This window comes from Bradyrhizobium sp. USDA 4369 (genome assembly GCF_054056435.1).
Map to the genome: position 1 here is coordinate 165954 of NZ_JBSRYH010000002.1, position 20987 is coordinate 186940.

The window sequence follows — 20987 nt, forward strand, 5'->3', positions numbered from 1 at the left end:
TAGTGTCCATTACGGATGGCCTCATTCGGCTGGCTCGGGAACAAGGCGAATACGGGCAGTTGGCTTGCTGACCGACGGACGTCCCGGCTTCTGGTCGCGATCTTCATCAGGTAATCCAACACCCCGGACTAGGCCAAAAATGGCCGGGATGACGATCAGCGTCAACAAGGTCGATGAGATCATGCCTCCGATCATCGGCACCGCAATCCGTTGCATGATCTCGGACCCCGTCCCCGTGCTCCACATGATCGGGAGCAAGCCTGCCATGATGGCGACGACGGTCATCATTTTCGGTCGCACCCGCTCGACGGCGCCTTCCATGATCGCAGCGTAAAGATCGTTGCGAGTTAATGCGCGACCTTCGAATTCCCGCTTGATCTTCATCTCGGTGAGTGCGTGATTGAGGTAGATCAGCATCACGACGCCGGTTTCAGCTGCGACCCCGGCCAGTGCAATGAAGCCGACGACGACCGCAACCGACAGGTTGAAGCTGAGCCACCACATCATCCAGAGCCCTCCGACGAGCGCGAATGGCAGGGACAGCATCACGATGGCGGTCTCAGTGAGTGAGCGGAAGTTGAGATAGAGCAGGAGAAAAATGATGGTGAGCGTGACCGGGACGACGATCTTCAGCCGCGCGGCGGCGCGCTGCAGATATTCGTATTGGCCACTCCAGACCACATAATAGCCAGGCGGAAACTGGACGCTTGCCGCTACCGCCTGCTGGGCATCGGCGACATATCCGCCGATGTCGCGGTCGCGGATGTCGACATAGATGTAGGTCGAGAGCTGTCCATTCTCGGTCCGGATCGATGTCGGACCGCGCTTTGTGTCGACCGTTGCGACCTCTCCGAGCGGCACCGCGCCACCGGCCGGCATTGGCACCAGAATATCGTTTGCGATCGCCTTCGGATTGTCCCGGAGATCCCGCGGGTAGCGCAGGTTCACCGTAAAGCGTTGCCGCCCCTCCACTGTGGTGGTGACGGCTTGGCCGCCCAGCGCACTGGCGATCGTGTCCTGGACATCCTGAACCATCAGGCCATAGCGAGACAGCGCCACCCGGTCCGGATTGATCTCCAGGTAATAGCCACCAAGGCTGCGCTCCGCGTAGGCGGAAGACGTGCCGGGCACCGCCTTCAGCACCGGCTCGATCTGCTTGGCCAGCCTGTCGATCTCGGCGAGGTCGGTGCCCATCACCTTCACACCGATCGGCGTGCGAATTCCGGTCGAGAGCATGTCGATCCGCGCCTTGATCGGCATGGTCCAGGCGTTGGAAACGCCCGGGAATTGGAGCGCCTTGTCCATTGCTGCAATCAGGCTGTCGATCGTCATGCCCGGACGCCACTCCTCCTTCGGCTTTAGATTGACGACGGTCTCGAACATCTCGGTCGGAGCAGGATCGGTGGCGGTCGACGCGCGGCCGGCCTTGCCATAGACGGAGGCGACCTCCGGAAACGATCGAATGATCCGGTCCTGCATCTGCATCAATTCGGCCGCCTTGGTCACGGAAATGCCGGGCAGGGTCGTCGGCATATACAAGAGTGTGCCTTCGTTGAGCGCAGGCATGAACTCGGTACCGAGCTGGCGGGCCGGCCATAGCGTCGCAGCGAGCACGGCCACCGCGAGCAGGATGACCAAGATCTTGGCGCGCAGCACACCTTTGATGATGGGCCGATAAATCCAGATCAGGAAACGGTTGATGAAGTTCTTGTGCTCGGGAACGATCTTGCCCCGCACAAAAATCACCATTAGAGCGGGCACGAGGGTCACTGATAACAGGGCTGCGGCTGCCATCGCGAACGTCTTGGTGAACGCAAGGGGACTGAACAGGCGCCCCTCCTGCGACTCCAGGGTGAAGATCGGCATGAACGAGACGGTGATGATCAGAAGACTGAAGAACAACGCCGGACCAACTTCGGAAGCTGCATCGATCAGGATGCTGATGCGCGACTGGTCTGGCTCGGCGCGCTCCAGGTGCTTGTGCGCGTTCTCGATCATGACGATGGCGGCATCCACCATCGCGCCGATCGCGATTGCGATGCCCCCTAGGCTCATAATATTCGAGCCCAGCCCAAGCAGCTTCATGGCTCCGAACGCCATCAGCACACCGACCGGCAGCATCAGTATCGCGACCAGCGCGCTGCGGACGTGCAGCAGGAACAGCACGCAGACGACGGCAACCACAATGCTTTCCTCAAGCAGGGTGTGCTTGAGCGTATCGATCGCGGCATAGATCAGGTTGGAGCGGTCATAGACCGGCACGATCTCCACCGATTTCGGCAGGCTGGTTGCGATCTCGCTAAAACGCTTCTTGACATTCTCGATGACGTTGAGCGCGTTCACGCCGAAGCGCTGCAGCACGATCCCGCTCGCGACCTCGTTTTCACCGTTCAGTTCGGTAATTCCGCGCCTTTCGTCAGGTCCGAGTTCGACCCGCGCGACGTCACGCAGCAGAACCGGGGTGCCGTTGCTGGTCTTAAGCACGATGTTGCCGAGGTCGTCGATGCTCTTCAGATAGCCCTTGCCCCGGATCACATATTCAAATTCCGACAACTCGACGGTGCGGCCGCCCACATCCGTGTTGCTGGCGCGGATGGCCTCTCGAATCTTTTGCATGCTGATGCCGCGATCGCGCATGCGCTGAGGATCGAGGACGACGTTGTACTGCTTGACAAAGCCGCCGACGCTTGCGACCTCGGCCACTCCTTCGGCCTTCGCCAGCGCGAATTTCAGATTCCAGTCCTGGAGTGTTCGCGTCTCGGCGAGATTCATCTCCTTCGAGATGACCGCGTACTGGTACACCCACCCCACCCCGGTCGCATCTGGCCCGATGGTCGGCGCAACTCCCACGGGCAGGCGGGAGGCGGCACTGTTGAGAAACTCGAGCACGCGCGAACGCGCCCAGTAAATGTCGGTGCCATCCTCGAAGATCACATAGACGAAAGAGACGCCGAAAAAGGAGAACCCGCGCACCACCTTGGACTTCGGCACTGTCAGCATCGCCGTGGTCAAGGGGTAAGTGACCTGGTCCTCCACCACCTGCGGCGCCTGACCGGGATATTCGGTGTAGACGATCACCTGCGTGTCGGACAGATCGGGAATTGCGTCCAGAGGCAGGTGGATCAGGGCATACAGCCCCGCAGCGGCTGCAAAGCCGGTGCCGAACAACACCAACAACAGATTTCGTGCCGACCAGGCAATCACACGGGAAATCATTTGTGGTCTCCCGTGTGCTGCGTATGCCCTGAGGTGTCGCTTGCATCCGAACTTGTCGCCGCCTGTGCAAAGCTTTTCAGAGCGGCTTTGAGGTTGCTCTCCGCATCAATTAGGAAGTTCGCCGTTGTCACGACAGCTTCGCCTTCGGCAAGGCCGTCTCTGATCTCGGCGTATCCACTGCCCCGTCGGCCTAGCTTGACCTCGCGCGGCTCGTAGCGCCCCTCCCCCTTGTCGACAAGAACGGCCTGTCGGGTGCCGGTATCCAATACCGCACTCTCGGGGACCGCGAGCGTAGGAGCTGAACTTGCGGTGTCGATTTCGGCATCGACATACATGTCCGGAAGCAGTGCAAAATCGGAGTTGGACAGTTCAATTCGCATGCGGGCTGTGCGGGTATCCCGGTTGACCTGCGGATAGATCACGCTGATGGTTCCGGTAAACGTCCGGCCAGGGAAGCTGCGAGCCCGGACATTGACGGGCTGGCCGACCGCGACGCTGCCGAGGTCGCGCTCGGCCACATCGACCAGCGCCCAGACCGACGAAATGTCGGCGATCCGAAAGAGTACGTCGCCGGGTTGCGCGCGCATTCCCTCAACCGCGTTTCGTTCAAGGACTATACCGTCTCGCGGCGCGGTCCATTCGATCGTCACCGGCGCAACGCGCGTCTTGTCCATCGACGAGATGACCCGCTCAGGAACATCCAAATTCATCAAGCGTTGTCGCGAACCCCGGCCGTACTCCTCCACACCTCCGGTGGTTTTCGAGGTGATCGTTGTGAGGTACTCCGCAGCGGCAGACGCGATTGCCGAACTGTAGATTTGCATCAGCGGCTGGCCGGCCTTCACGCGCGTGCCGGTTGTGACGTCAGCGATCTTCTGCACGAAGCTCTCGGACCGCATTGCAATGACCGAGACACGTCGCTCGTCAAGTTGGATAGTCCCGGGTGCCCGTACCGGCGTGCGCATGATCCGATGCTCGACCGGCTCGGATTTTACTCCCGTACGCTGGATTTTGCCCGGTGAGAGCTTGATCGAACCGTCGTCCGGCTCATCGCCCTCATAGACGGGCACATAGTCCATCCCCATGGGATCTTTCTTGGGTATCGGCGAAGTATCCGGTAGGCCCATGGGATTGCGATAGTAGAGAATCTTGCGCGGCCCGTTCGCGTTTTGAACCTGAGCCTTTTTCCCCGGGGGCTCGAGTGATGGCTCCTGATCGTCATAGACTGGAAGATAGTCGATCCCTCGCTGGTCTTTTTTGGAAGCGGCCGACCATAAGGGCGCTCCGCTGGGATCGCGGTAATAAAGCACCGAGCGCTCGGCGGCGGATGCCGGTGGCGCCGGATGCAAGAGTTCTTGTAATAGCGGCTGTTGGGCCGACCAGTAGCTGGCCGCGCCCAGCACGATTGCGAGCGCGAGCTTTGTCATGATGGAGTGTTTCATCGTCGTTACCTTGGAAGGAGGGCTGTGAGGCGTGTTGAGCTGCATCAAGAGGCGCAACGGCTTGACGGCATTTCGCATTCGAAATGCGCGCCTATTTGCTGGCCTTGATCACGACCTTGCCGGTCACCGTCTCCTGCTCGCCTTGGACCTTGGCGGCAACACTCAGCTGATAGCGTCCTGGCATCGGCAAATCAGCCGTGAACGGATAGATACCTGGCTCCTTTGACGGTAAGGCCGTCACTGGGGATTCCATTTCCGCCATTCCGTCCGGCGCCATATCGACCCGCGAACGAAAGATCACCGCATCAGTGACTGGGTTTCCGGTCGCCTTGTTGATCAGGCGGACCGCAATGGGGACGTCCTCCCCCTTTTTCACCTCCGCGCTTACAGGTTCGAAAACGTAATCGCTGGCCGCGGCCCAGGCGTGCTCAGCAATGGCTGTTGTCGCGGCAAGCGCCGCAACGGCTGCAATCTTCCACTGCATGGTTTTCCCTCTCTGACTGTCGCGATAGTGCGTCACGCGCGGGCGCGAACGGGCTCCCGCGGTTGCAGTGCCAACAGTCAGATGCGAGGAGGCTTGAAAGGGGGACTTCCGCGGTGGAGCGAAGCGACCTGATCCAGCGGGGTCGGCAGCCGATCGCCACTGGCTACTGGGGGATTGAACCAGAAGGGTGATGCGAAACCGATGCTAGCTGCTTGCGCCGCGCAGAAGGCCATCGGGCATTGAGCCTTCTGCTGGTCGCAAGGCTTGACGTCGATGTCATCTTGACAACATCCGTCCTCGCCCGCCGAGGACCCCGCCATCGTTTGCTGCCCCGCCAGTACGTTCATGGGTGCGGCAAACCCCACCGTCGGTAGCAGCGCCACCGAGACGGCGATGATCAGGGCAAATATCGGCCGAACAAGGCGCATCGCGTTTCAACCACCTGCGTGGCCATACTGAGAGAGGCAAGAGATTGTCAAGATCCTCCTTTTAGGAGATTAAGGATATTCCCTCGGACGTTCCTTGATCCAGCTCAAACCCCGGTGCTTTCTCTACCCTGTCCGCACTCGATCACCATAGGTGGAGCGCCCACGACTTTCCCGGACAGAAGTGATGCGCCCCGGCGTAGCGATCATCCGTGTTGGTCGAAGCCGCCATTGACACCGCGCCCGACCTCAACTCAGCTCGACGTGGCTCTGATTCGCACCGGAAGTTTTCTCGTCATGGGTGGGACGACCCTGATTCACCTGTCGCGGCTGATCTCGTTGCAGCGCAAGCTCGATGTCACCGCGCAGAACGTGGCAAACCTCGATACGGTTGGATTTCGGGCGCGGGAACTGTCGTTTCGTGAATACCTCAAGCCGGAGAGAGGTCTGAATGAAGCGGCGCAGCGAGAGCGACCGCTCTCGCTGCCCGACCCACGATTTCAATTCACCGACGATTCCCAAGGCGCCACTGAATTGACGGGCAACCCGCTCGATGTTGCCATCAATGGCCAGGGGTATTTCGTAGTACAGACCGAGCGAGGCGAGCGCTTCACGCGAAACGGCGCGTTCACGATTGATGGCAGTGGCCGTCTCGTGACGCTGGAAGGACAACCTATCCTCGGCCAAAACGGTCCACTGCAGGTCCCGCCCAACCAAGGGGGATTGGAGATCTCGCCTACTGGGATTGTCAACACGAAGCAAGGCTTCCTCGGTCAGCTCCGCGTGGTCCGCTTCGAACGGCCGCAGTTACTTCAACCCATCGGCGGGACTCTATTCAGGTCCGACGACCCGCCTTCTGACATCGCTCCGCCGGCTATCACCCTCACGAGCGGCGCCTTGGAGAAATCCAATGTGCAGAGCACGCGCGAAATGAGCCGCCTTGCGGAGATTACCCGAACCTACGAGATGGTCGGCAGATTGCTCAAGAGCTCGCAGGATGCCGACGACATCAATAAATTGGCAAATGTTCCCGAATAGCCATGGCGCCGTGAGCAGTATGGTCCATGCCGCGTCGATCGCGCGCCGGAGTAGAGCTGCGCTGATCGTCGCGCTGTCGTCGGCCAGATTGCGTGCCTGGATTGTCTCCTCGCAGAGCAATGAAGCAGCTCCCGTAGCGGCATATTGCCGCGGCTCGCGCTTGCGAGCCGCTCCAAACATCTTCAAAGTCTAGTCCTATCGCCGAAGACCTGAATTCTATGGGTTCGTGACGATAAAGCTGAGCACTAAATTAAAGTGGCATTTTCAATCATTCTGACGATGCGGATGGCGACGCGCCTGCGACAAGGCGCGGAGACAGCCGGCCTCGTCACCTACCTCGTCAGCTTTCCGCGCGCGATCCAACGCAGCCCGATCGTGGGCCGCCTCGATCTTTGCCCGCGCGTCGGCCTCGGTCGCGGACCTGATCGTGGGCTGGCGATGCATCTGCGCACGCACTGACTGGTGTGCGGACCAACCCCGCGCCGCAAGGTCGGCAACCGCGCTTTCGTAAGCCGCGATCTCCTGGGCGCACTGCCCGGCGTGCGCCGATCCAGCAACTGGAAGCGCGAGCGCAATTGCACCAAATAGATGGGCGAGTCGCATTGTCATCCGACACCTCGCATTCAGCGGTTAAGTCAAGCAAACGCTTTCTCAACGGTCCTCAGTAGCACAGCCGGTGACTTGTCGTGGCGGGTCACCGGCGGAATCGGGCGATCGATCTTCATGAGTTGATAGACCGCCATCTGCGCCGCGCGCACCGAGTACTCCACGGTGAAGACGACGTCGTCGGGAATCTCCACGAACTGGCTGACGAAGGCGAGGTTGACCGAGTTCTTCGGCACCGGCAGCGGCCGGTCGGTGAGCGCGCGCGGCATGAACATGCTGGTGATGTAGGGCATGCGGCAGGGAATGCAGATCGCATCCTCGAACACCGTGCGATCGAAGTTCAGGTGCCCGCACAGCTCGGTCAGGATCTCGGCGCCGTTGCATTCCGACATCGGCTTGGCGACGAAATTGCCGACGCGGTCGGGATGCAGCGCATAGCCCCAGAACACCTGCACGTTTTGCGGCTGGTTCACGAAATGCGGCTGATGATACAGCACCACCGACATCAGCCAGTTGGAATCCTTGAAGGTCACGAGGCCGCCGGTGCCGGCCGTGTTGCCGGAGAAGGCTTCCATCTGGTCGAAGAACCGGCTGTCACGGCAGGTGACGGTGAAGGACAACCACCAGGATTCGGGGATCGAACTGTTGAACGCGGCCGGGTTGCCGAATTCGGGATGTCCCTTCGCGATCTTCTCCCAGAGCGCCCAGCCTTGGCTGTCGGCCTTGGTCAGATGCGTCGGCGGCTCCGTCATCGAGCCAAGGCTCGAGGCATCCGTCATCGAGCCGTTCTGGAAGAACACGAGGTCGCCATCCTCGAGGCGGATCTCCGCCGTCCGGCCGTCGCGGTTGAGCACGAGCTGGCGCACGCGCAGTTTCTCGCCCTCCCGTTCTAACGCCATGTCGACCACACGCGTGTCCTGCACGAACTGCACGCCATGTCGCTTCAGCCAGTCGGTCAGCGGCCGCACGATCGCGTCGTATTGATTGTAGACGGTGCGCTTGACGCCGCCGAGCGTTTCGATGCGCGGGAACTCGTTCATGAAGCGATGCAGATAGCGCTTCAGCTCGACCGCGCTATGCCAGGGCTGGAAGGCGAAGGTGGTCTGCCACATGTACCAGAAATTGGACTCGAAGAATCCGGGTGACAGCCAGTCGGTGATCCGACTGTTGCCGAGCGTCTCCTCGGAGGTCTCGACCAGGCGCAAGAGCTCCAGCCGGTCGCGGCCGGAAAAGCCCATATGCGAGACGTCGACCTTGAAGCGATTGCGGTCGACGAGACGCGCGCGGGAATTGGCCCTGTTCTCCTCGTTGAAGGCGACTGTCTCGTCATGCACGCTCAAGCCGGGACGTTCGAGCGAGGGGATCGACGACAGGAGATCCCAGGTGCATTCGTAATGATCGGTGGTGAGCATGCGGCCGCCGCGCAACGTATAGGCGCCGTTCGGAAGTTGCGCGCCGTCCAGGCTGCCGCCGAGCGCCGGCAGCGCCTCGTAGATCGTGATGCCGCGTCCGGCAACGGCGGCATCGCGGATCAGAAATGCCGCGCCAGCAAGCGATCCGATGCCCCCGCCAATGAAATACGCCTTCACTGCTTGCCTCGATTGCCGTTCAGAGTTGTTTGATTATTGCACCCGAATGGGGTGTCGGGGCTTGCGGTGGATCAAGGTTTATCGGCTCCCCGGAATATCGGGTTGAAACCCGAAGCTACGTGGGATTCTTCTCGATCGGCCGCGCCTGGTTGCCGTTCCTATCGCCCAACCGTGCGGATGATGACGTGCCACCATAATGGTGACATGTATGCGTATTGCATGGAGAAGCATCAGTGACCAACGATGTTGGTTGAAGCCATTAAGGCTGCGATCGGGTCGGGGAGATGTCGTCCATCACCACGTCGGCTGTGCGCGGCGTGGTCGCTCTTGGTTTCGGCAAGGAAGGCAAGAACTCCTCCTAAGACGATTTGCCGTGCCCGAGGCGAGCGAGGCGCTGACCGAGGAGTGCTTCCATTCGATGTCACCTACAAGGGGAACACCGCATCTGGGTTCAACTTAAAGGGTGATGGCGACGATGAACATGTTGGAAACGACACGAGCTCAGTCGCCCGCTGTGCATGCGGGCCTATCCACGGATTCCACACAGTCCATGCGTTTCAAACGAGGGCCGATCGACTGGATCACCGCACTGCCGATTTTGCAAAGCAGCGATCACAGGAGAGCGAGCGAGGTTCGGACGTATCAAATGACCAGGCGCTCGCCGAGTCGGCCGTATCAGGAACGTTTTGCGCGGGCGGTTGCAATAGGCTTGGGTGGAGAAAGGACGGCGACCTCCATCCGCGCCGGGACTGTCGCGCTCCAGCCAAGCTCGCGCTCAATGCGAGAGCGCAATGCATCCGACGCAGCGGGCTCGCCGTGCGTGATGAATGTCATGCTAGGGGCGGACTTGGCGGTCCTCAGCCATGCCAAGATTTCCTCGGCATCCGCGTGAGCCGACAGCGCGCTGATATTCCTGACTTCGGCTCGGACTGGAATGTCCTCGCCGTGGATCCGGATGGCTCTCGCACCCGCCATCATCGCCGCCCCGCGCGTCCCTTTCGCCTGATAGCCGGCAAACAGAATCGTGCTTTTCGGATCGGACGCAAAGCGCTTGAGGTGGTGCAGGACGCGTCCGCCGGTCGCCATCCCACTCGCGGATATGATGACCTTGGGTATCGCCATGGCGCCCAATCGCTTCGAATCTTCCACGCTGCGGATGTAGGTCGCCACCGCGCACGAACTACGGCATTCGGCTTCTGACAGTTTGTGATCCCTTCGATGATGACAAAAGATCTCACTGGCATTGACCGCCATCGGGCTGTCGAGAAAAATTGGGACGTTTGCGAGCTTTTCGGCCGCCTTCAGACGTTCGAAGTAGAACAACAGGCTCTGCACCCGCCCGACCGCAAAGGCTGGTACGACGACCGTTCCGCCCCGCCGAACGGTGCGATTGACAATGTCGTCGAGTTCGCTCTGCGGGTCGGCTTGCGGATGCTGGCGATCGCCATAGGTTGATTCGACGACGACATATTGCGAATCGGGACGCGCCTCAGGGTCAACCATCAGCGGATCATTGAACCGCCCGAGATCGCCAGAGAACAGGACACTCACCCCGCCCCATTCGACTTGGAGCGATGCCGCACCCAAAATGTGTCCGGCGCGCGAGAGACGCAGCTGCGCGCCGCCGGGCAACGTTTGAGTCTGATGAAAGGGAATGGTCCACAGCTGCCGCAGCGCAGCTTCAGCATCTTCAACCGTGTAGAGGGGCAGAGCCGGCTTATGGCGAGAAAACCCGTGGCGATTGGCAAAATGCGCATCGCTGTCCTGGAGATGCCCAGCATCGCGCAACAGGATCTCGCAGAGGTCGGCTGTTGCCTCACTACACAGGATATCCCCTCGAAAGCCGCCCTTGACCAGCTTGGGAAGATAGCCGGAGTGATCGAGATGGGCGTGGGTCAGCATCACGGCCGAAATGCTTGCCGGATCGACCGGAAATCGCGACCAGTTTGCCTCGCGGAGTTCTCGTTCGCCTTGGAACAACCCACAGTCGATCAGCAGTCGTTGCGATCCGTTTTCCAAGAGATATTTGGATCCCGTGACCGTGCCAGCGGCGCCGAGAAAGCTCAATTTAATGCTCACGGAAAGGTTCCCCTCAGAACTCCAAGTCCTCTTAGATCGTGATCGAGCTGCTTTTGCCGGCGTGCCGGGTCTTGCGCTGCAATCGAACAAACACACCCTGCATTAGCGCCCATCACACAAAGTCGTCAGGCGCCCAGTTGCGCACACGGCCGAACGCGCGGAGCAGCGTCAGAACCAAACGATCAAAAATCAGGGACGCGGCGGAAGCGCGATCCCTCCTCTTCTCAAGTTTCTTTAAAATGTATCTCGGCTTGCGCTCGTGTTTGTTGAGCTGTATCAAGCGGAAAGCTGATTATTGTTTTCCTTTAAGCACGGCCCCGTCACATTCAAGCTTGGCGCCAAAATGTCAGAGAAGCCGTCCGCTTCGCCCGCTCCTCAGACGACCTCCTCTCCGCGGCAGGCCGTCGTCGGGGACGCGCTATCTCGGGGCTATGATCGTCTGAGAGCTTACCTTGTCCGCCGGCTTGGAAATGCGGCCGACGCCGAGGATGTTTTGCATAGTGTCATTCTTCGCGCGATGGAGAAAGCCGAAGCGCTTCGCGATGAAGGTGCCGTCCATGGCTGGCTCAGCCGCATCGTCGCGTCTGCTATTGTTGATCACCAGCGCCGCCAGGCATTCCGCCGCCGCAATGAGAACGACCTTCTGCTGCAACAGGGTTCGCCGGAACCGATTGGCGACGAGAGCGAGGCCGCGGCGTGCGAGTGCGTTCACCTGATTTTGCCTTCGCTCAACACGGAATATGCGCAAGTGATCCGCCGGATTGACCTGGAGGCCGAGGATAGGCTTGCGGCAGCCGCCGCCCTTGGGCTGACAGTCAATGCGCTGACGGTTCGGCTGCATCGCGCACGCGGCCAGCTCAGGCAGCGATTGCTCAAGATGTGCCGGTCCTGCCGCGAGCACTCGTTCCTACGTTGCGGTTGCTAGAAGATCAGCTTTCGACAAACTCTCGAATGTGCAGGAACCTCGCTGCGACCTAACCCCACTCTCTGTGGGGCGAGCACCGGCAAGCAGCAAGCAGTAAATTCCACCGACCGCCAACAGGGCAAGTTTGGGAACACGGAACGAAGCGCCATCACGGCGAAATATCGCGACCATTCTATACTGCGAAGGACGACAGTTGGCTATCGACAAAGCTGGGGAACGCAAGGTCCGGATAGCTTGGCCTGGAGACTTGACCCGAGATGATGGAATGCAAAATAGAGGGGCGCGGCGCAGACGACAATTCCATGCGCGTCGGCAGACCAGCGTGCCCGCAGGGACTCTGCCGGCAGGCTCGTCGTTACCGTCGCGGCAAACGAGCCCATACCAAGGAGCGTTACGAATGAGCTGTGGTAAGGCCTGCTTCACGACTTAGGGTGAGGGCAAAATCATCCTTTAGATTTCGTGGCGGACCGCATTGGCCTGCAGTTCAGAGCAACTTTCGATGCTCGCATTTGAACGATGTTCGCTGGAACTCGTTACAGATGTGACCCGCTCCTTGTTGAGCTAGATCAACTTTGGCGGGCGCTCGGCGCTTTAACCTTTAGCTTAGGGCTGCGGAGCCCTCTCATCGAGAATAAGGAATTCCCATGTCAAACTCGTTCTCAAGAATCGCAATCCCAACCGCCATCGCGGCAGCGATGGCATTGTCCTTTGGTGCTGCGCTGGCTCAGTCCCAATCGGGGCAGAGTGGCAATCCGCCGACGCAAGCTCAGCCAGGCCAATCCTCGGGGGCAGCAGCCGATCAACCGAAAACTGGGACCAATTCCATGCCTATGCAAGGCATGGAGCACGGTCGCATGATGCGCGACCAGGGTCAGAAGATGATGCATAACGACCAGTCCCAGACTGGCAATCAGCCGTCGACCACGCAAGCTCAGCCGGGGCAGCCCTCGGGGACAGCGACCGATCAACAGACGACCGGAACGACTTCCGCGCCGCAAGGCATGGAGCACGGCCGTATGATGCGGGACCAGGGCCAGAAGATGATGCAGAATGATAAGAACATGGAGCATGGCCAGATGGGAACTCGCCCCTGCGGACCGGGGCAAACCCAGACACAGAACTCCGGCTGCAAGTAGGATCCCACTCCCGCCCGTCCCAGCGAAAGCCGGGACGGGCGGCGGGAGCGAAAGTGGGCGGAATGACCGAAAATAATTCCTCGCAAAAAGCGACGTCCGACGGTGTTTCGCAACCCGATTCCGGGCTTGCTTTCTCCCAACGAAACTCGTCTTCATACATTCTGCCCGCCTTGGATCAAGACTTCCTCCTAGGCGACTCGATGCGAGGCGTACGGTTTCTGCTCGAATACGCCAAGGCCGAAGAAGCGCTACGAAGCTGGGGCGTACGATCGACCATCGTGGTCTTTGGATCAGCGCGCGTGCGGCAGAACGGGCCTGGCAGACACGCGTACTGGTATGAACAAGCTCGCCAATTCGGGTTGATAGCGTCGCAACGTGGTGGCGCGCTGACCGACAATGGCGGCGTGCGTGACAACGTGATTGCTACCGGCGGCGGTCCCGGCTTGATGGAAGCGGCCAACCGCGGCGCGCATGATGCTGGCGCCCCCTCGATCGGCTTCAATATCAGGCTTCCGCGGGAGCAAGCGCCAAATGACTATTCGGCTCCGGAACTGACCTTCCAATTCCATTACTTTGCGATGCGCAAGATGCATTTGGCAATGCGCGCCAACGCCTTGGTCGCCTTTCCCGGCGGCTTTGGCACGTTCGACGAACTCTTTGAAATTCTCACGCTGCGTCAGACCGGAAAGTCGCCGCCAATCCCGATCGTCCTATTTGACGAGAAGTACTGGCGCGCGGCGGTTAACTTCGATGCGCTGATCGCCAGTGGCACGGTCGACAAGTCGGACTGCACGCTATTCCGTTTTGCCGAAGATGCCGAGGAGATTTGGAATGAGTTGCTGTCCTGCGGATTGGGCGTGCCTGGCCTCTCGTGCGCGGCGTCGCGCTATCACCACCTGCTCGACGGCCGATCGACAACTTCCGCCACGACAGTCGCCAGCCCCGCTCCCCTCGGCTCTGCAACGAGTAGGCGTTAGCCGTCCATGAGTCGCTGTCACGATTAGGACAGGAGATTTAGTCATGTGGAATCGACGTAACCTCTTGGGATCGTGCCTCGTGTTGGCCGCATCCAGCGGCATCGCCCGAGCTCAGGCGCCGGGTATGCCGGGGATGGGAATGCCGGGCATGGGACAGAGCCCAATGACCCGAGAGAGCTGCATCGATATTTGCATCAAGTCGCACCGCATGTGCCTTGAGACGGCGCGATATTGTTCCGAAAAGGGCGGCGCCCACGTCGCGCCCACGCATTTGGCGCTGCTGCTCGACTGCGCCGAGATGTGCCAGATGACGGCCAACTCGCTGATGCGCAGGTCGCCGCAGCACGGAGCGATTTGCAGCGCCTGTGCGCAACTGTGCGATGCCTGTGCCAACGATTGCGAGACCATCGCCGGAGACGAGCAAATGGCGCATTGCGCCTCGCTCTGTCGTGACTGTGCTCGTGATTGTAGAGCCATGGTGAACATGCCGATCTGATTTGGGAGACAGCGAAGCACCAGTACAGTGCATAATGGTCCCCGGCCCGGGGCCTCGCCGACCGGCCCGCCCGCGAGCGCTCGACCGGGAATAAGCTTCTGCGCATCCCGAGCCACGAAAAGTTTCATTCGTCTTCCGCAATCGAGCTCGCTTGGGATAGCTGATCAACCATTCACCCTTTGCCCCGTGTTGCTATTGAGCAACGCGTCGACGGCACCAGCAGCTCACCCTCGTTCACTGTAATAAAAAGCGACCCTTAGCGTCTTATCTTAGCGAGTTGACTCGCTCGAGTTCGCCTCACTTTCGAGACAAGTTTCGGATCGCTTTGGCTCTTGCGGGGCATTTAGCGCCAAGGTAGCATTTTCGGGGAGGCTACGCGGCAATGGAAGCACGGGACAACCATCCAACGCTGCTGGACCATCTTCGCCGTCAAGGCGTGTCGCGGCGTGATTTTTTGAACTGGTGCGCCTATACGGCTTCGATTCTTGCCCTGCCGCCGAGCGCAAGCCAAGCGATCGCACAAGCGCTTGCGACCAAGCCTCGCCCCAGCGTCATCTGGCTGTCCATCCAGGAATGCACCGGCTGCAGCGAGTCGATTCTGCGCTCGTTCGAGCCGACGCTCGAAAGCCTGATATTCGATCAGTTTTCTCTCGACTATCATCATGTGCTGCAGGCGGCCGCTGGAAACGCCGCCGAACAGGCGCGCGACAGGGCGATTGAGCAAAACTTCGGCAAATACGTGCTTGTGGTTGACGGCGGAATCCCGCTTGATCCGGATGGATATTACTCCACAACCGGCGGAAAGAGCGGACGCGATCTCGTGCGCGCTGCAGCAAAAGGAGCGGCGCTCATCATTGCGGTCGGCACTTGCGCCACTTATGGGGGCATCCCTGCAGCCTCGCCCAACCCGACCGGAGCGGGCGGAGTTCACGATGCCCTGCGCGAGCTCGTCGACAACACGGAGGTCGCGGCTCCCATCATCAACGTTCCCGGTTGTCCGCCGGTCCCGGAGGTGATGACCGGAGTTGTGGTGTATTTTCTCACTTATGGGAAACCGCCTGATCTCGACAATCTGGGACGCCCCATTCCATTTTTCGGGCGGACCGTTCATGACGATTGTCCGAGGCTGCCCTTCTTCAATCAGGGGCTGTTCGCCAAAAGCTTTGACGATGAAGGCGCCCAAAAGGGGTTTTGCCTCAAGGATCTTGGTTGCAAGGGACCCACGACGTTCAACGCATGCACGACGGTGAAGTGGAACGAGAAGACCAGCTTCCCGATGTTCTCGGGCCACGGCTGCCTAGGCTGCGCCCAACCGAAATTCTGGGATCGCGAAGGCGGCTTCTATGGCAAGGTCTTCTAAGAAGGTAGACGAAAAGCCCACCGCTGCGGCCAAGAATGCGCCCGCCGCGCAGCCTCGGCGAATTGTCGTCGACCCCGTTACTCGAATCGAGGGGCACCTCAGAATAGAAGCGGAGACGGATGCTCAGGGCGTGATCACCCGCGCATCCAGCTCGGGCACGATGGTGCGCGGCATCGAATTGATCCTGAAGGGGCGTGATCCCAGGGATGCGTGGGCGTTTACTCAGCGTTTCTGCGGCGTCTGCACGGTCGTCCATAGCATCGCCTCGATCCGGGCTGTTGAGTACGCACTCGGCTATGTGATCCCGGAGAACGCGCAAATCATCCGCAATCTGATGATTGCCGCGCAATATGTGCATGACCACGTCATGCATTTCTACCATCTGCATGCGCTCGATTGGGTCGACGTGGTTTCCGCGCTCAAGGCAGATCCCGCCGCGACTTCCAAACTGCAGATGAGTTTAAGCCCATGGCCGAACAACTCGCCGGCGTATTTCGGCGGAGTCCAGCAGAAGTTGAAGGGTTTCGTCGAGGGCGGTCAGCTTGGAATCTTTGCGAACGGGTACTGGGGTCATCCAGAGTACAAGCTTCCGCCAGAGGTCAATCTGCTCGGGGTTGCGCACTATTTGGAGGCCTTGGCCTGGCAACGCGACGTGGTCAAAATTCACGCCATCTTCGGCGGGAAGAACCCCCACCCCAATTTTGTCGTCGGCGGTGTCCCCTGTGCGATTTCTGAAACCTCGCATGCAACCGCGGTGAATGCAGAAAATCTGCGTCTCGTAGGCCAGGTCATCGGCAAGATGCGGGAGTTCGTCGATCAGGTCTATTTGCCCGACACGCTTGCGATCGCCGGATTCTACAAGGACTGGACAACGCGAGGCGAAGGCGTCGGAAACTTCCTGTCCTATGGTGAATTTCCGACCGGGGTGGGTGCCGCCGAGCGAGCGACCTTGCAGTTTCCCGCCGGGGTCATCATCAACAGGGACCTTTCGAAGATACAGCCGGTCGACTTTGAGGACCCGACGGAGATTCAGGAATTCGTCGCCCATTCCTGGTACAGCTATTCGGCAGGCAAGCAAGTCGGTTTGCACCCCTACGACGGCGAAACGAAGCTCGAATATACGGGACCGAAGCCCCCTTACGAGCAGCTCGATGTTGACCAGTCCTATTCATGGATCAAGTCGCCGCGATGGAAGGGTCTGCCGGTCGAAGTCGGGCCGCTTGCGCGTGTTCTGATTCTCTATGCAAGCGGAGAGGTGCGGACGCGAGGACTCGTCGACCACAGCCTCGGACGGTTGGGACTTCCGATCTCCGCCCTGTTCTCCACGCTGGGCCGCGTCGCTGCCCGCACCATCGAGACGAAATTGATCGCCGACATGATGCCGGGCATGTACGATGCGCTGATGGCGAACATCGCGCGCAGCGATCTTCGCACCTTCGATGATGTGCTGTTCGATCCGAAGACCTGGCCGAAGAAGGCGCGTGGCGTCGGCATGATGGAGGCGCCTCGCGGCGCACTGGCTCACTGGCTCACGATCGAGGAGGGACGGATCGGCAACTATCAGGCCGTCGTCCCCAGCACTTGGAACGCCGGCCCCCGCGACGCCCAAGGGCGAGAGGGGCCCTACGAGGCGGCGTTACGCGGCCACAAGTTACAGGATGCTTCCCGTCCCTTGGAGATCTTGCGCACGATCCACAGTTTCGATCCGTGTCTGGCCTGCGCCGTTCATGTCGTCGACCCAAACGGCGAAGAACTGGTTCGCGTGAAGGTGCTCTAATGCTGAATGCGAACAAGACAGCGAGGAAAGACCGGCAGCGGCGACTGAGCGTCTTCTCATCGGTCGCCATATTCGTCCTGACTCTGCTTGGTTGGCAAATGTCCCCTGTCCTCGCCCGCCCTGGGAATGGCTATGGCGACTTGATCGACAACTATTGCATCGAACGTGGCCGCTTGCGGGTCCGCGCGCACCAGCCGCATTGCGCGATGTGCCACCACCTTGGCACCTTCGACACGTCTCCCGAACATCGAATCGAACCGAACTGGAACGAGTTCATCAGAGGACGAACAACTGGCGATTTCGGCTTCTTCTGCCCAGGGGGGACCGATAGCACCCAAACGGCGCGCGTGCCCGGAGAGAAGTTGCCTCCGGGGCCTAAAAGCGCAACGGCAGAAGCCGCTGAGAACTCGACAAGCCCAATGGGTATGCCGCCGGGCCCAAGTCCATCTCTGCCGACGCCGGAGGGCGCGCAACCCAATACTGCGTCCTCCGAGAGTCAACCGAAGGTGAATGCGCAGCCGGCGACGTCAGACGAGGAGCTGTCTCGGGAGATGGCGGCCTTACATGATGCGGTCGGCATCACGACGGCACAGGAGCCGGCGTGGCTCGACCTTCTCGACGCAGCCGCTCGCGCGCTGCAGCGTCCTTCCGGTCCTGCCGAAGCTGCCACCAAGGACCCGGTGACGTTACTCAAGGTTCATGAGCTGCAATCATCCAAACACGTGGCGAGCATGCGCGCCGTTGGGCTCGCGCTTGCGCGCCTCAATGCGAGCCTTTCGGATCAACAGCGCCAGAGGCTTGTCGAGGGGCTCAGACCGATCCTGGCCGCCATCCCACCGTAGATCGTCGGAGAACTATCATGTGCCTCGCCATCCCCATGCGGGTGGATAGAATCGAAGGATTCCTCGCGCAATGCTCCGTCAAAGGCGTCTCTCGCGAGGTGAACCTGTTCCTGCTACAGGACCAGGACGTCTCGGTCGGTGACCACGTCCTGGTTCACCTGGGCTATGCGATCCAGCTCATCGACGAGCGGGAGGCCAAGTCCACCTGGGAAGTCTTCGACGCCATGCTGGCCGCAGGGGACAACCACTCGCATGCATGAGCTTTCGGTGTGCTGGGCTCTGATTTCCGAAGTCGAGCGCCTCGCGCAGGAGGCGGGCGAGGACAGCATTGCGCATATCGCAATCCGCGTCGGTGAGCTGTCGGGTACGGACCCAGGCCTGCTTGTTCGCGCATTCGAGGTCGCGCGTTCGGGCACGAAAGCGGAACATGCGTATCTGACGATCGAGCGCTGCGATCCACGTGTCAAATGCACGGAGTGCGGCCTGGAAAACGTGACACGCCCCAATCGCTTGCTTTGCGCGTGCTGCGGTTCATTTCGAGTAAATGTCATCGGCGGCGACGAACTGTCGATCGCGGCAGTCGAATTTACCGGAACCGGCATCCCCCGCACCTCGGATCCACCAGCAGCCGGCGGATCGGCGAACCTGAACACGGAGGAGGCGCCGCATGTGTAGCCATTGCGGCTGCGCCGCCAACAACAAGCACCGGCTTCATCTTCCACATAGGGGTTCGGAAGATAGCGCAATTGCGTCGGTACACGGGCTTGCCCACGAGGAAGGCGTGATCCGTAATATTCTCGCCGCCAACGATCGGATCGCCAGCCACAACCGGCAGCATTTCGATGAGAGCGGTCTGCTTGCGATCAATTTGATGTCCTCGCCCGGATCCGGCAAAACCTCGCTTCTCGAAGCAACAATTGATGCTCTCGGCTCCAAACTCGGTTTCGCCGTCATCGAGGGCGACCTCGAAACCGAGAACGATGCCGACCGGATCCGAGCAAAAGGGGTCCCCGCCCTCCAGATTACGACCGGCGGCGCCTGTCATCTCGATGCGACCATGGTGCATCATGGGCTCCATGAGCTCGATCTGAACGGCGTCGACGTTTTGTTCATTGAGAATGTGGGCAATCTGGTATGCCCCGCTTCATTCGATCTTGGGGCGCACTGCAATGTGACCCTCTTGTCGGCCACGGAAGGCGACGACAAGCCGGCCAAATATCCGATCATCTTCCGCAAGAGCGATCTCGTGATGCTCACGAAATCGGATCTTTTGCCATATCTGGGTGACTTTGAGGTGGATCGAGCGGCGGCAACGCTCAAGGCATCAGGTTATGACGGTCCGTTTCTGAGGACGTCGGCGGCCAAATCGGCCGATGTGGGCGAATGGCTGGCCTGGCTCCGCCAGCGGCTTGCCGATCATCGCGCCGGGCTAACCACCTCGGTTGAAGCAGGAGGGAGTTGATGAGTTCGCCTGCTCGCATTTGGCTGGACCGGATCAAGGACCTCCCGCTCGATCGGCCGGTTCGAATACTTAACGTCTGCGGCGGCCATGAGCGGACGATTGCGACCTCAGGAATCAGAAGCCTGCTCCCGCCCGCGGTGCAGCTGATTCCGGGTCCGGGATGCCCGGTTTGCGTCTGCCCGGAAGAGGATGTCTTCCATGCTATCCAACTGTCGCTGATGAAGTCCGTCATCCTGGTTGCGTTCGGCGATATGCTGCGCGTCCCCGTCAATGGACCGAAGGCCCAGCCGCGTTCCCTTGAGCAGGCAATCGCGCTCGGCGCGGATGTTCGCCCCATCGCGAGTCCGAGCGAAGCCGCCGTTATTGCCAGGGAGAATCCCCGCAAGACGGTGGTTTTCTTCGTCGCTGGCTTTGAAACCACGCTTGCTCCCGTCGCGGCGCTGATCGCGATGGGCCTTCCGCCGAATCTTAAGCTCCTGATTTCCGGGCGGCTGACATGGCCAGCGGTCGCCATTCTCCTTCAGTCGGAAGAGCCGGGATTTAACGCTTTGATCGCGCCGGGCCATGTCGCAACGGTCATGGGCCCTGAGGAATGGGAATTCGTGGCGCGCGATCACCACATGCCCGCTGCGATCGCAGGCTTCACGGCCGACGCCTTGCTGGCAGCCACCTATTCGACGCTTCGGCAGCTGCTCGAAAGCCGATACTTTCTCGACAACTGCTATCCCAAAAGCGTCAGGCCCGGCGGCAATGCCGCCGCACGCCGGTATCTTAGCGAAACCCTGGAGGTGACGGACGCCGCCTGGCGCGGTATCGGCGTCATCCCCCAATCCGGTTTCCGCCTCCGGCCCGAATATGCCGGCCACGATGCAAGGACAGATTTTCCGTTGGACGAAACAACAGAACGCCCTCGTCGCGGCGAAATGCCCCCAGGTTGCGACTGCGCGCGGGTCATTCTCGGCAAAGTCCTGCCAACCGATTGCCGATTGTACGGTTCTGCCTGTACGCCCGAATCGCCGATAGGTCCTTGCATGGTGTCGGACGAAGGGGCCTGCCATGTGTGGTGGACTGCCGGCTACCGCAGCGGCTGCCATGCCTTTGCGGGCGGCAGCGTGGCCCGCGCAGCAAGGTGA

At 60.4% G+C, this 20987-nt stretch carries 16 protein-coding genes and 1 pseudogene; 12 read left to right on the forward strand and 5 right to left on the reverse strand.

Annotated features, from left to right (window positions below; genetic code table 11):
- Positions 1-21: 21 nt before the first annotated feature.
- The 3 genes from ACVIJ6_RS38790 to ACVIJ6_RS38800 form a co-directional block, all read right to left on the reverse strand.
- Entirely contained in the window at positions 22-3216 is a 3195-nt protein-coding gene (locus ACVIJ6_RS38790) for an efflux RND transporter permease subunit (protein WP_028133056.1), read from the reverse strand.
- A complete protein-coding gene (locus ACVIJ6_RS38795) occupies positions 3213-4658 on the reverse strand; it encodes an efflux RND transporter periplasmic adaptor subunit (protein ID WP_080672102.1) in 1446 nt (481 codons plus the stop codon). The genes ACVIJ6_RS38790 and ACVIJ6_RS38795 overlap by 4 nt, the downstream gene beginning before the upstream one ends.
- A gap of 91 nt (positions 4659-4749) precedes the next feature.
- Entirely contained in the window at positions 4750-5142 is a 393-nt protein-coding gene (locus ACVIJ6_RS38800) for a FixH family protein (protein WP_028133057.1), read from the reverse strand.
- Between the two features lie 689 nt (positions 5143-5831).
- Here ACVIJ6_RS38800 and ACVIJ6_RS38805 point away from each other — a divergent pair.
- A complete protein-coding gene (locus ACVIJ6_RS38805) occupies positions 5832-6605 on the forward strand; it encodes a flagellar hook-basal body complex protein (protein ID WP_250173154.1) in 774 nt (257 codons plus the stop codon).
- A gap of 635 nt (positions 6606-7240) precedes the next feature.
- Here ACVIJ6_RS38805 and ACVIJ6_RS38810 read toward each other — a convergent pair.
- Positions 7241-8821: pseudogene (locus ACVIJ6_RS38810) on the reverse strand (oleate hydratase); the annotation flags it as partial.
- A gap of 654 nt (positions 8822-9475) precedes the next feature.
- Entirely contained in the window at positions 9476-10879 is a 1404-nt protein-coding gene (locus ACVIJ6_RS38815; RefSeq protein WP_049819849.1) for an MBL fold metallo-hydrolase RNA specificity domain-containing protein, read from the reverse strand.
- Positions 10880-11222: 343 nt separating this feature from the next.
- Here ACVIJ6_RS38815 and ACVIJ6_RS38820 point away from each other — a divergent pair, with 343 nt between their 5' ends.
- From ACVIJ6_RS38820 to hypD, 11 genes are all read left to right on the forward strand, one after another.
- Entirely contained in the window at positions 11223-11804 is a 582-nt protein-coding gene (locus tag ACVIJ6_RS38820; protein WP_080672081.1) for an RNA polymerase sigma factor, read from the forward strand.
- A gap of 644 nt (positions 11805-12448) precedes the next feature.
- Entirely contained in the window at positions 12449-12940 is a 492-nt protein-coding gene (locus ACVIJ6_RS38825; RefSeq protein WP_155253174.1) for a hypothetical protein, read from the forward strand.
- Between the two features lie 62 nt (positions 12941-13002).
- Positions 13003-13917 (forward strand): LOG family protein, encoded by a 915-nt coding sequence (locus ACVIJ6_RS38830; protein WP_409881748.1) that lies wholly within the window; start codon positions 13003-13005, stop codon positions 13915-13917.
- Positions 13918-13960: 43 nt separating this feature from the next.
- A complete protein-coding gene (locus ACVIJ6_RS38835; protein ID WP_028133063.1) occupies positions 13961-14413 on the forward strand; it encodes a four-helix bundle copper-binding protein in 453 nt (150 codons plus the stop codon).
- Positions 14414-14795: 382 nt separating this feature from the next.
- Positions 14796-15773 (forward strand): hydrogenase small subunit, encoded by a 978-nt coding sequence (locus tag ACVIJ6_RS38840; RefSeq protein WP_028133064.1) that lies wholly within the window; start codon positions 14796-14798, stop codon positions 15771-15773.
- On the forward strand, positions 15757-17550 hold the full coding sequence (locus ACVIJ6_RS38845) for a nickel-dependent hydrogenase large subunit (protein WP_250173152.1): 1794 nt from the start codon (positions 15757-15759) through the stop codon (positions 17548-17550). The genes ACVIJ6_RS38840 and ACVIJ6_RS38845 overlap by 17 nt, the downstream gene beginning before the upstream one ends.
- Positions 17550-18392 carry a Spy/CpxP family protein refolding chaperone gene (locus ACVIJ6_RS38850; protein WP_028133065.1) on the forward strand — a complete coding sequence of 281 codons (843 nt, stop codon included), beginning with the start codon at positions 17550-17552 and terminating at the stop codon, positions 18390-18392. The genes ACVIJ6_RS38845 and ACVIJ6_RS38850 overlap by 1 nt, the downstream gene beginning before the upstream one ends.
- Before the next feature lie 17 nt (positions 18393-18409).
- Positions 18410-18652 (forward strand): HypC/HybG/HupF family hydrogenase formation chaperone, encoded by a 243-nt coding sequence (locus ACVIJ6_RS38855; RefSeq protein ID WP_028133066.1) that lies wholly within the window; start codon positions 18410-18412, stop codon positions 18650-18652.
- Positions 18645-19067, forward strand: coding sequence for a hydrogenase maturation nickel metallochaperone HypA/HybF (locus ACVIJ6_RS38860; protein WP_049819851.1), 423 nt, complete (start codon positions 18645-18647; stop codon positions 19065-19067). Before ACVIJ6_RS38855 ends, ACVIJ6_RS38860 begins: the two co-directional genes overlap by 8 nt.
- Positions 19060-19854: a hydrogenase nickel incorporation protein HypB gene (hypB, locus tag ACVIJ6_RS38865; RefSeq protein ID WP_250173151.1), complete on the forward strand. Its 795-nt coding sequence runs from the start codon at positions 19060-19062 to the stop codon at positions 19852-19854. Before ACVIJ6_RS38860 ends, hypB begins: the two co-directional genes overlap by 8 nt.
- Positions 19854-20987 (forward strand): hydrogenase formation protein HypD, encoded by a 1134-nt coding sequence (gene hypD / locus ACVIJ6_RS38870; RefSeq protein WP_250173150.1) that lies wholly within the window; start codon positions 19854-19856, stop codon positions 20985-20987. The genes hypB and hypD overlap by 1 nt, the downstream gene beginning before the upstream one ends.

Bases quoted from the DNA above. Each gene is read 5' to 3' on its own strand.
- ACVIJ6_RS38790 (WP_028133056.1), bottom strand. From the start codon at position 3,216: ATGATTTCCCGTGTGATTGCCTGGTCGGCACGAAATCTGTTGTTGGTG.
- ACVIJ6_RS38795 (WP_080672102.1), bottom strand. From the start codon at position 4,658: ATGAAACACTCCATCATGACAAAGCTCGCGCTCGCAATCGTGCTGGGC.
- ACVIJ6_RS38800 (WP_028133057.1), bottom strand. From the start codon at position 5,142: ATGCAGTGGAAGATTGCAGCCGTTGCGGCGCTTGCCGCGACAACAGCC.
- ACVIJ6_RS38820 (WP_080672081.1), top strand. From the start codon at position 11,223: ATGTCAGAGAAGCCGTCCGCTTCGCCCGCTCCTCAGACGACCTCCTCT.
- ACVIJ6_RS38825 (WP_155253174.1), top strand. From the start codon at position 12,449: ATGTCAAACTCGTTCTCAAGAATCGCAATCCCAACCGCCATCGCGGCA.
- ACVIJ6_RS38830 (WP_409881748.1), top strand. From the start codon at position 13,003: ATGACCGAAAATAATTCCTCGCAAAAAGCGACGTCCGACGGTGTTTCG.
- ACVIJ6_RS38835 (WP_028133063.1), top strand. From the start codon at position 13,961: ATGTGGAATCGACGTAACCTCTTGGGATCGTGCCTCGTGTTGGCCGCA.
- ACVIJ6_RS38840 (WP_028133064.1), top strand. From the start codon at position 14,796: ATGGAAGCACGGGACAACCATCCAACGCTGCTGGACCATCTTCGCCGT.
- ACVIJ6_RS38845 (WP_250173152.1), top strand. From the start codon at position 15,757: ATGGCAAGGTCTTCTAAGAAGGTAGACGAAAAGCCCACCGCTGCGGCC.
- ACVIJ6_RS38850 (WP_028133065.1), top strand. From the start codon at position 17,550: ATGCTGAATGCGAACAAGACAGCGAGGAAAGACCGGCAGCGGCGACTG.
- ACVIJ6_RS38855 (WP_028133066.1), top strand. From the start codon at position 18,410: ATGTGCCTCGCCATCCCCATGCGGGTGGATAGAATCGAAGGATTCCTC.
- ACVIJ6_RS38860 (WP_049819851.1), top strand. From the start codon at position 18,645: ATGCATGAGCTTTCGGTGTGCTGGGCTCTGATTTCCGAAGTCGAGCGC.
- hypB (WP_250173151.1), top strand. From the start codon at position 19,060: ATGTGTAGCCATTGCGGCTGCGCCGCCAACAACAAGCACCGGCTTCAT.
- hypD (WP_250173150.1), top strand. From the start codon at position 19,854: ATGAGTTCGCCTGCTCGCATTTGGCTGGACCGGATCAAGGACCTCCCG.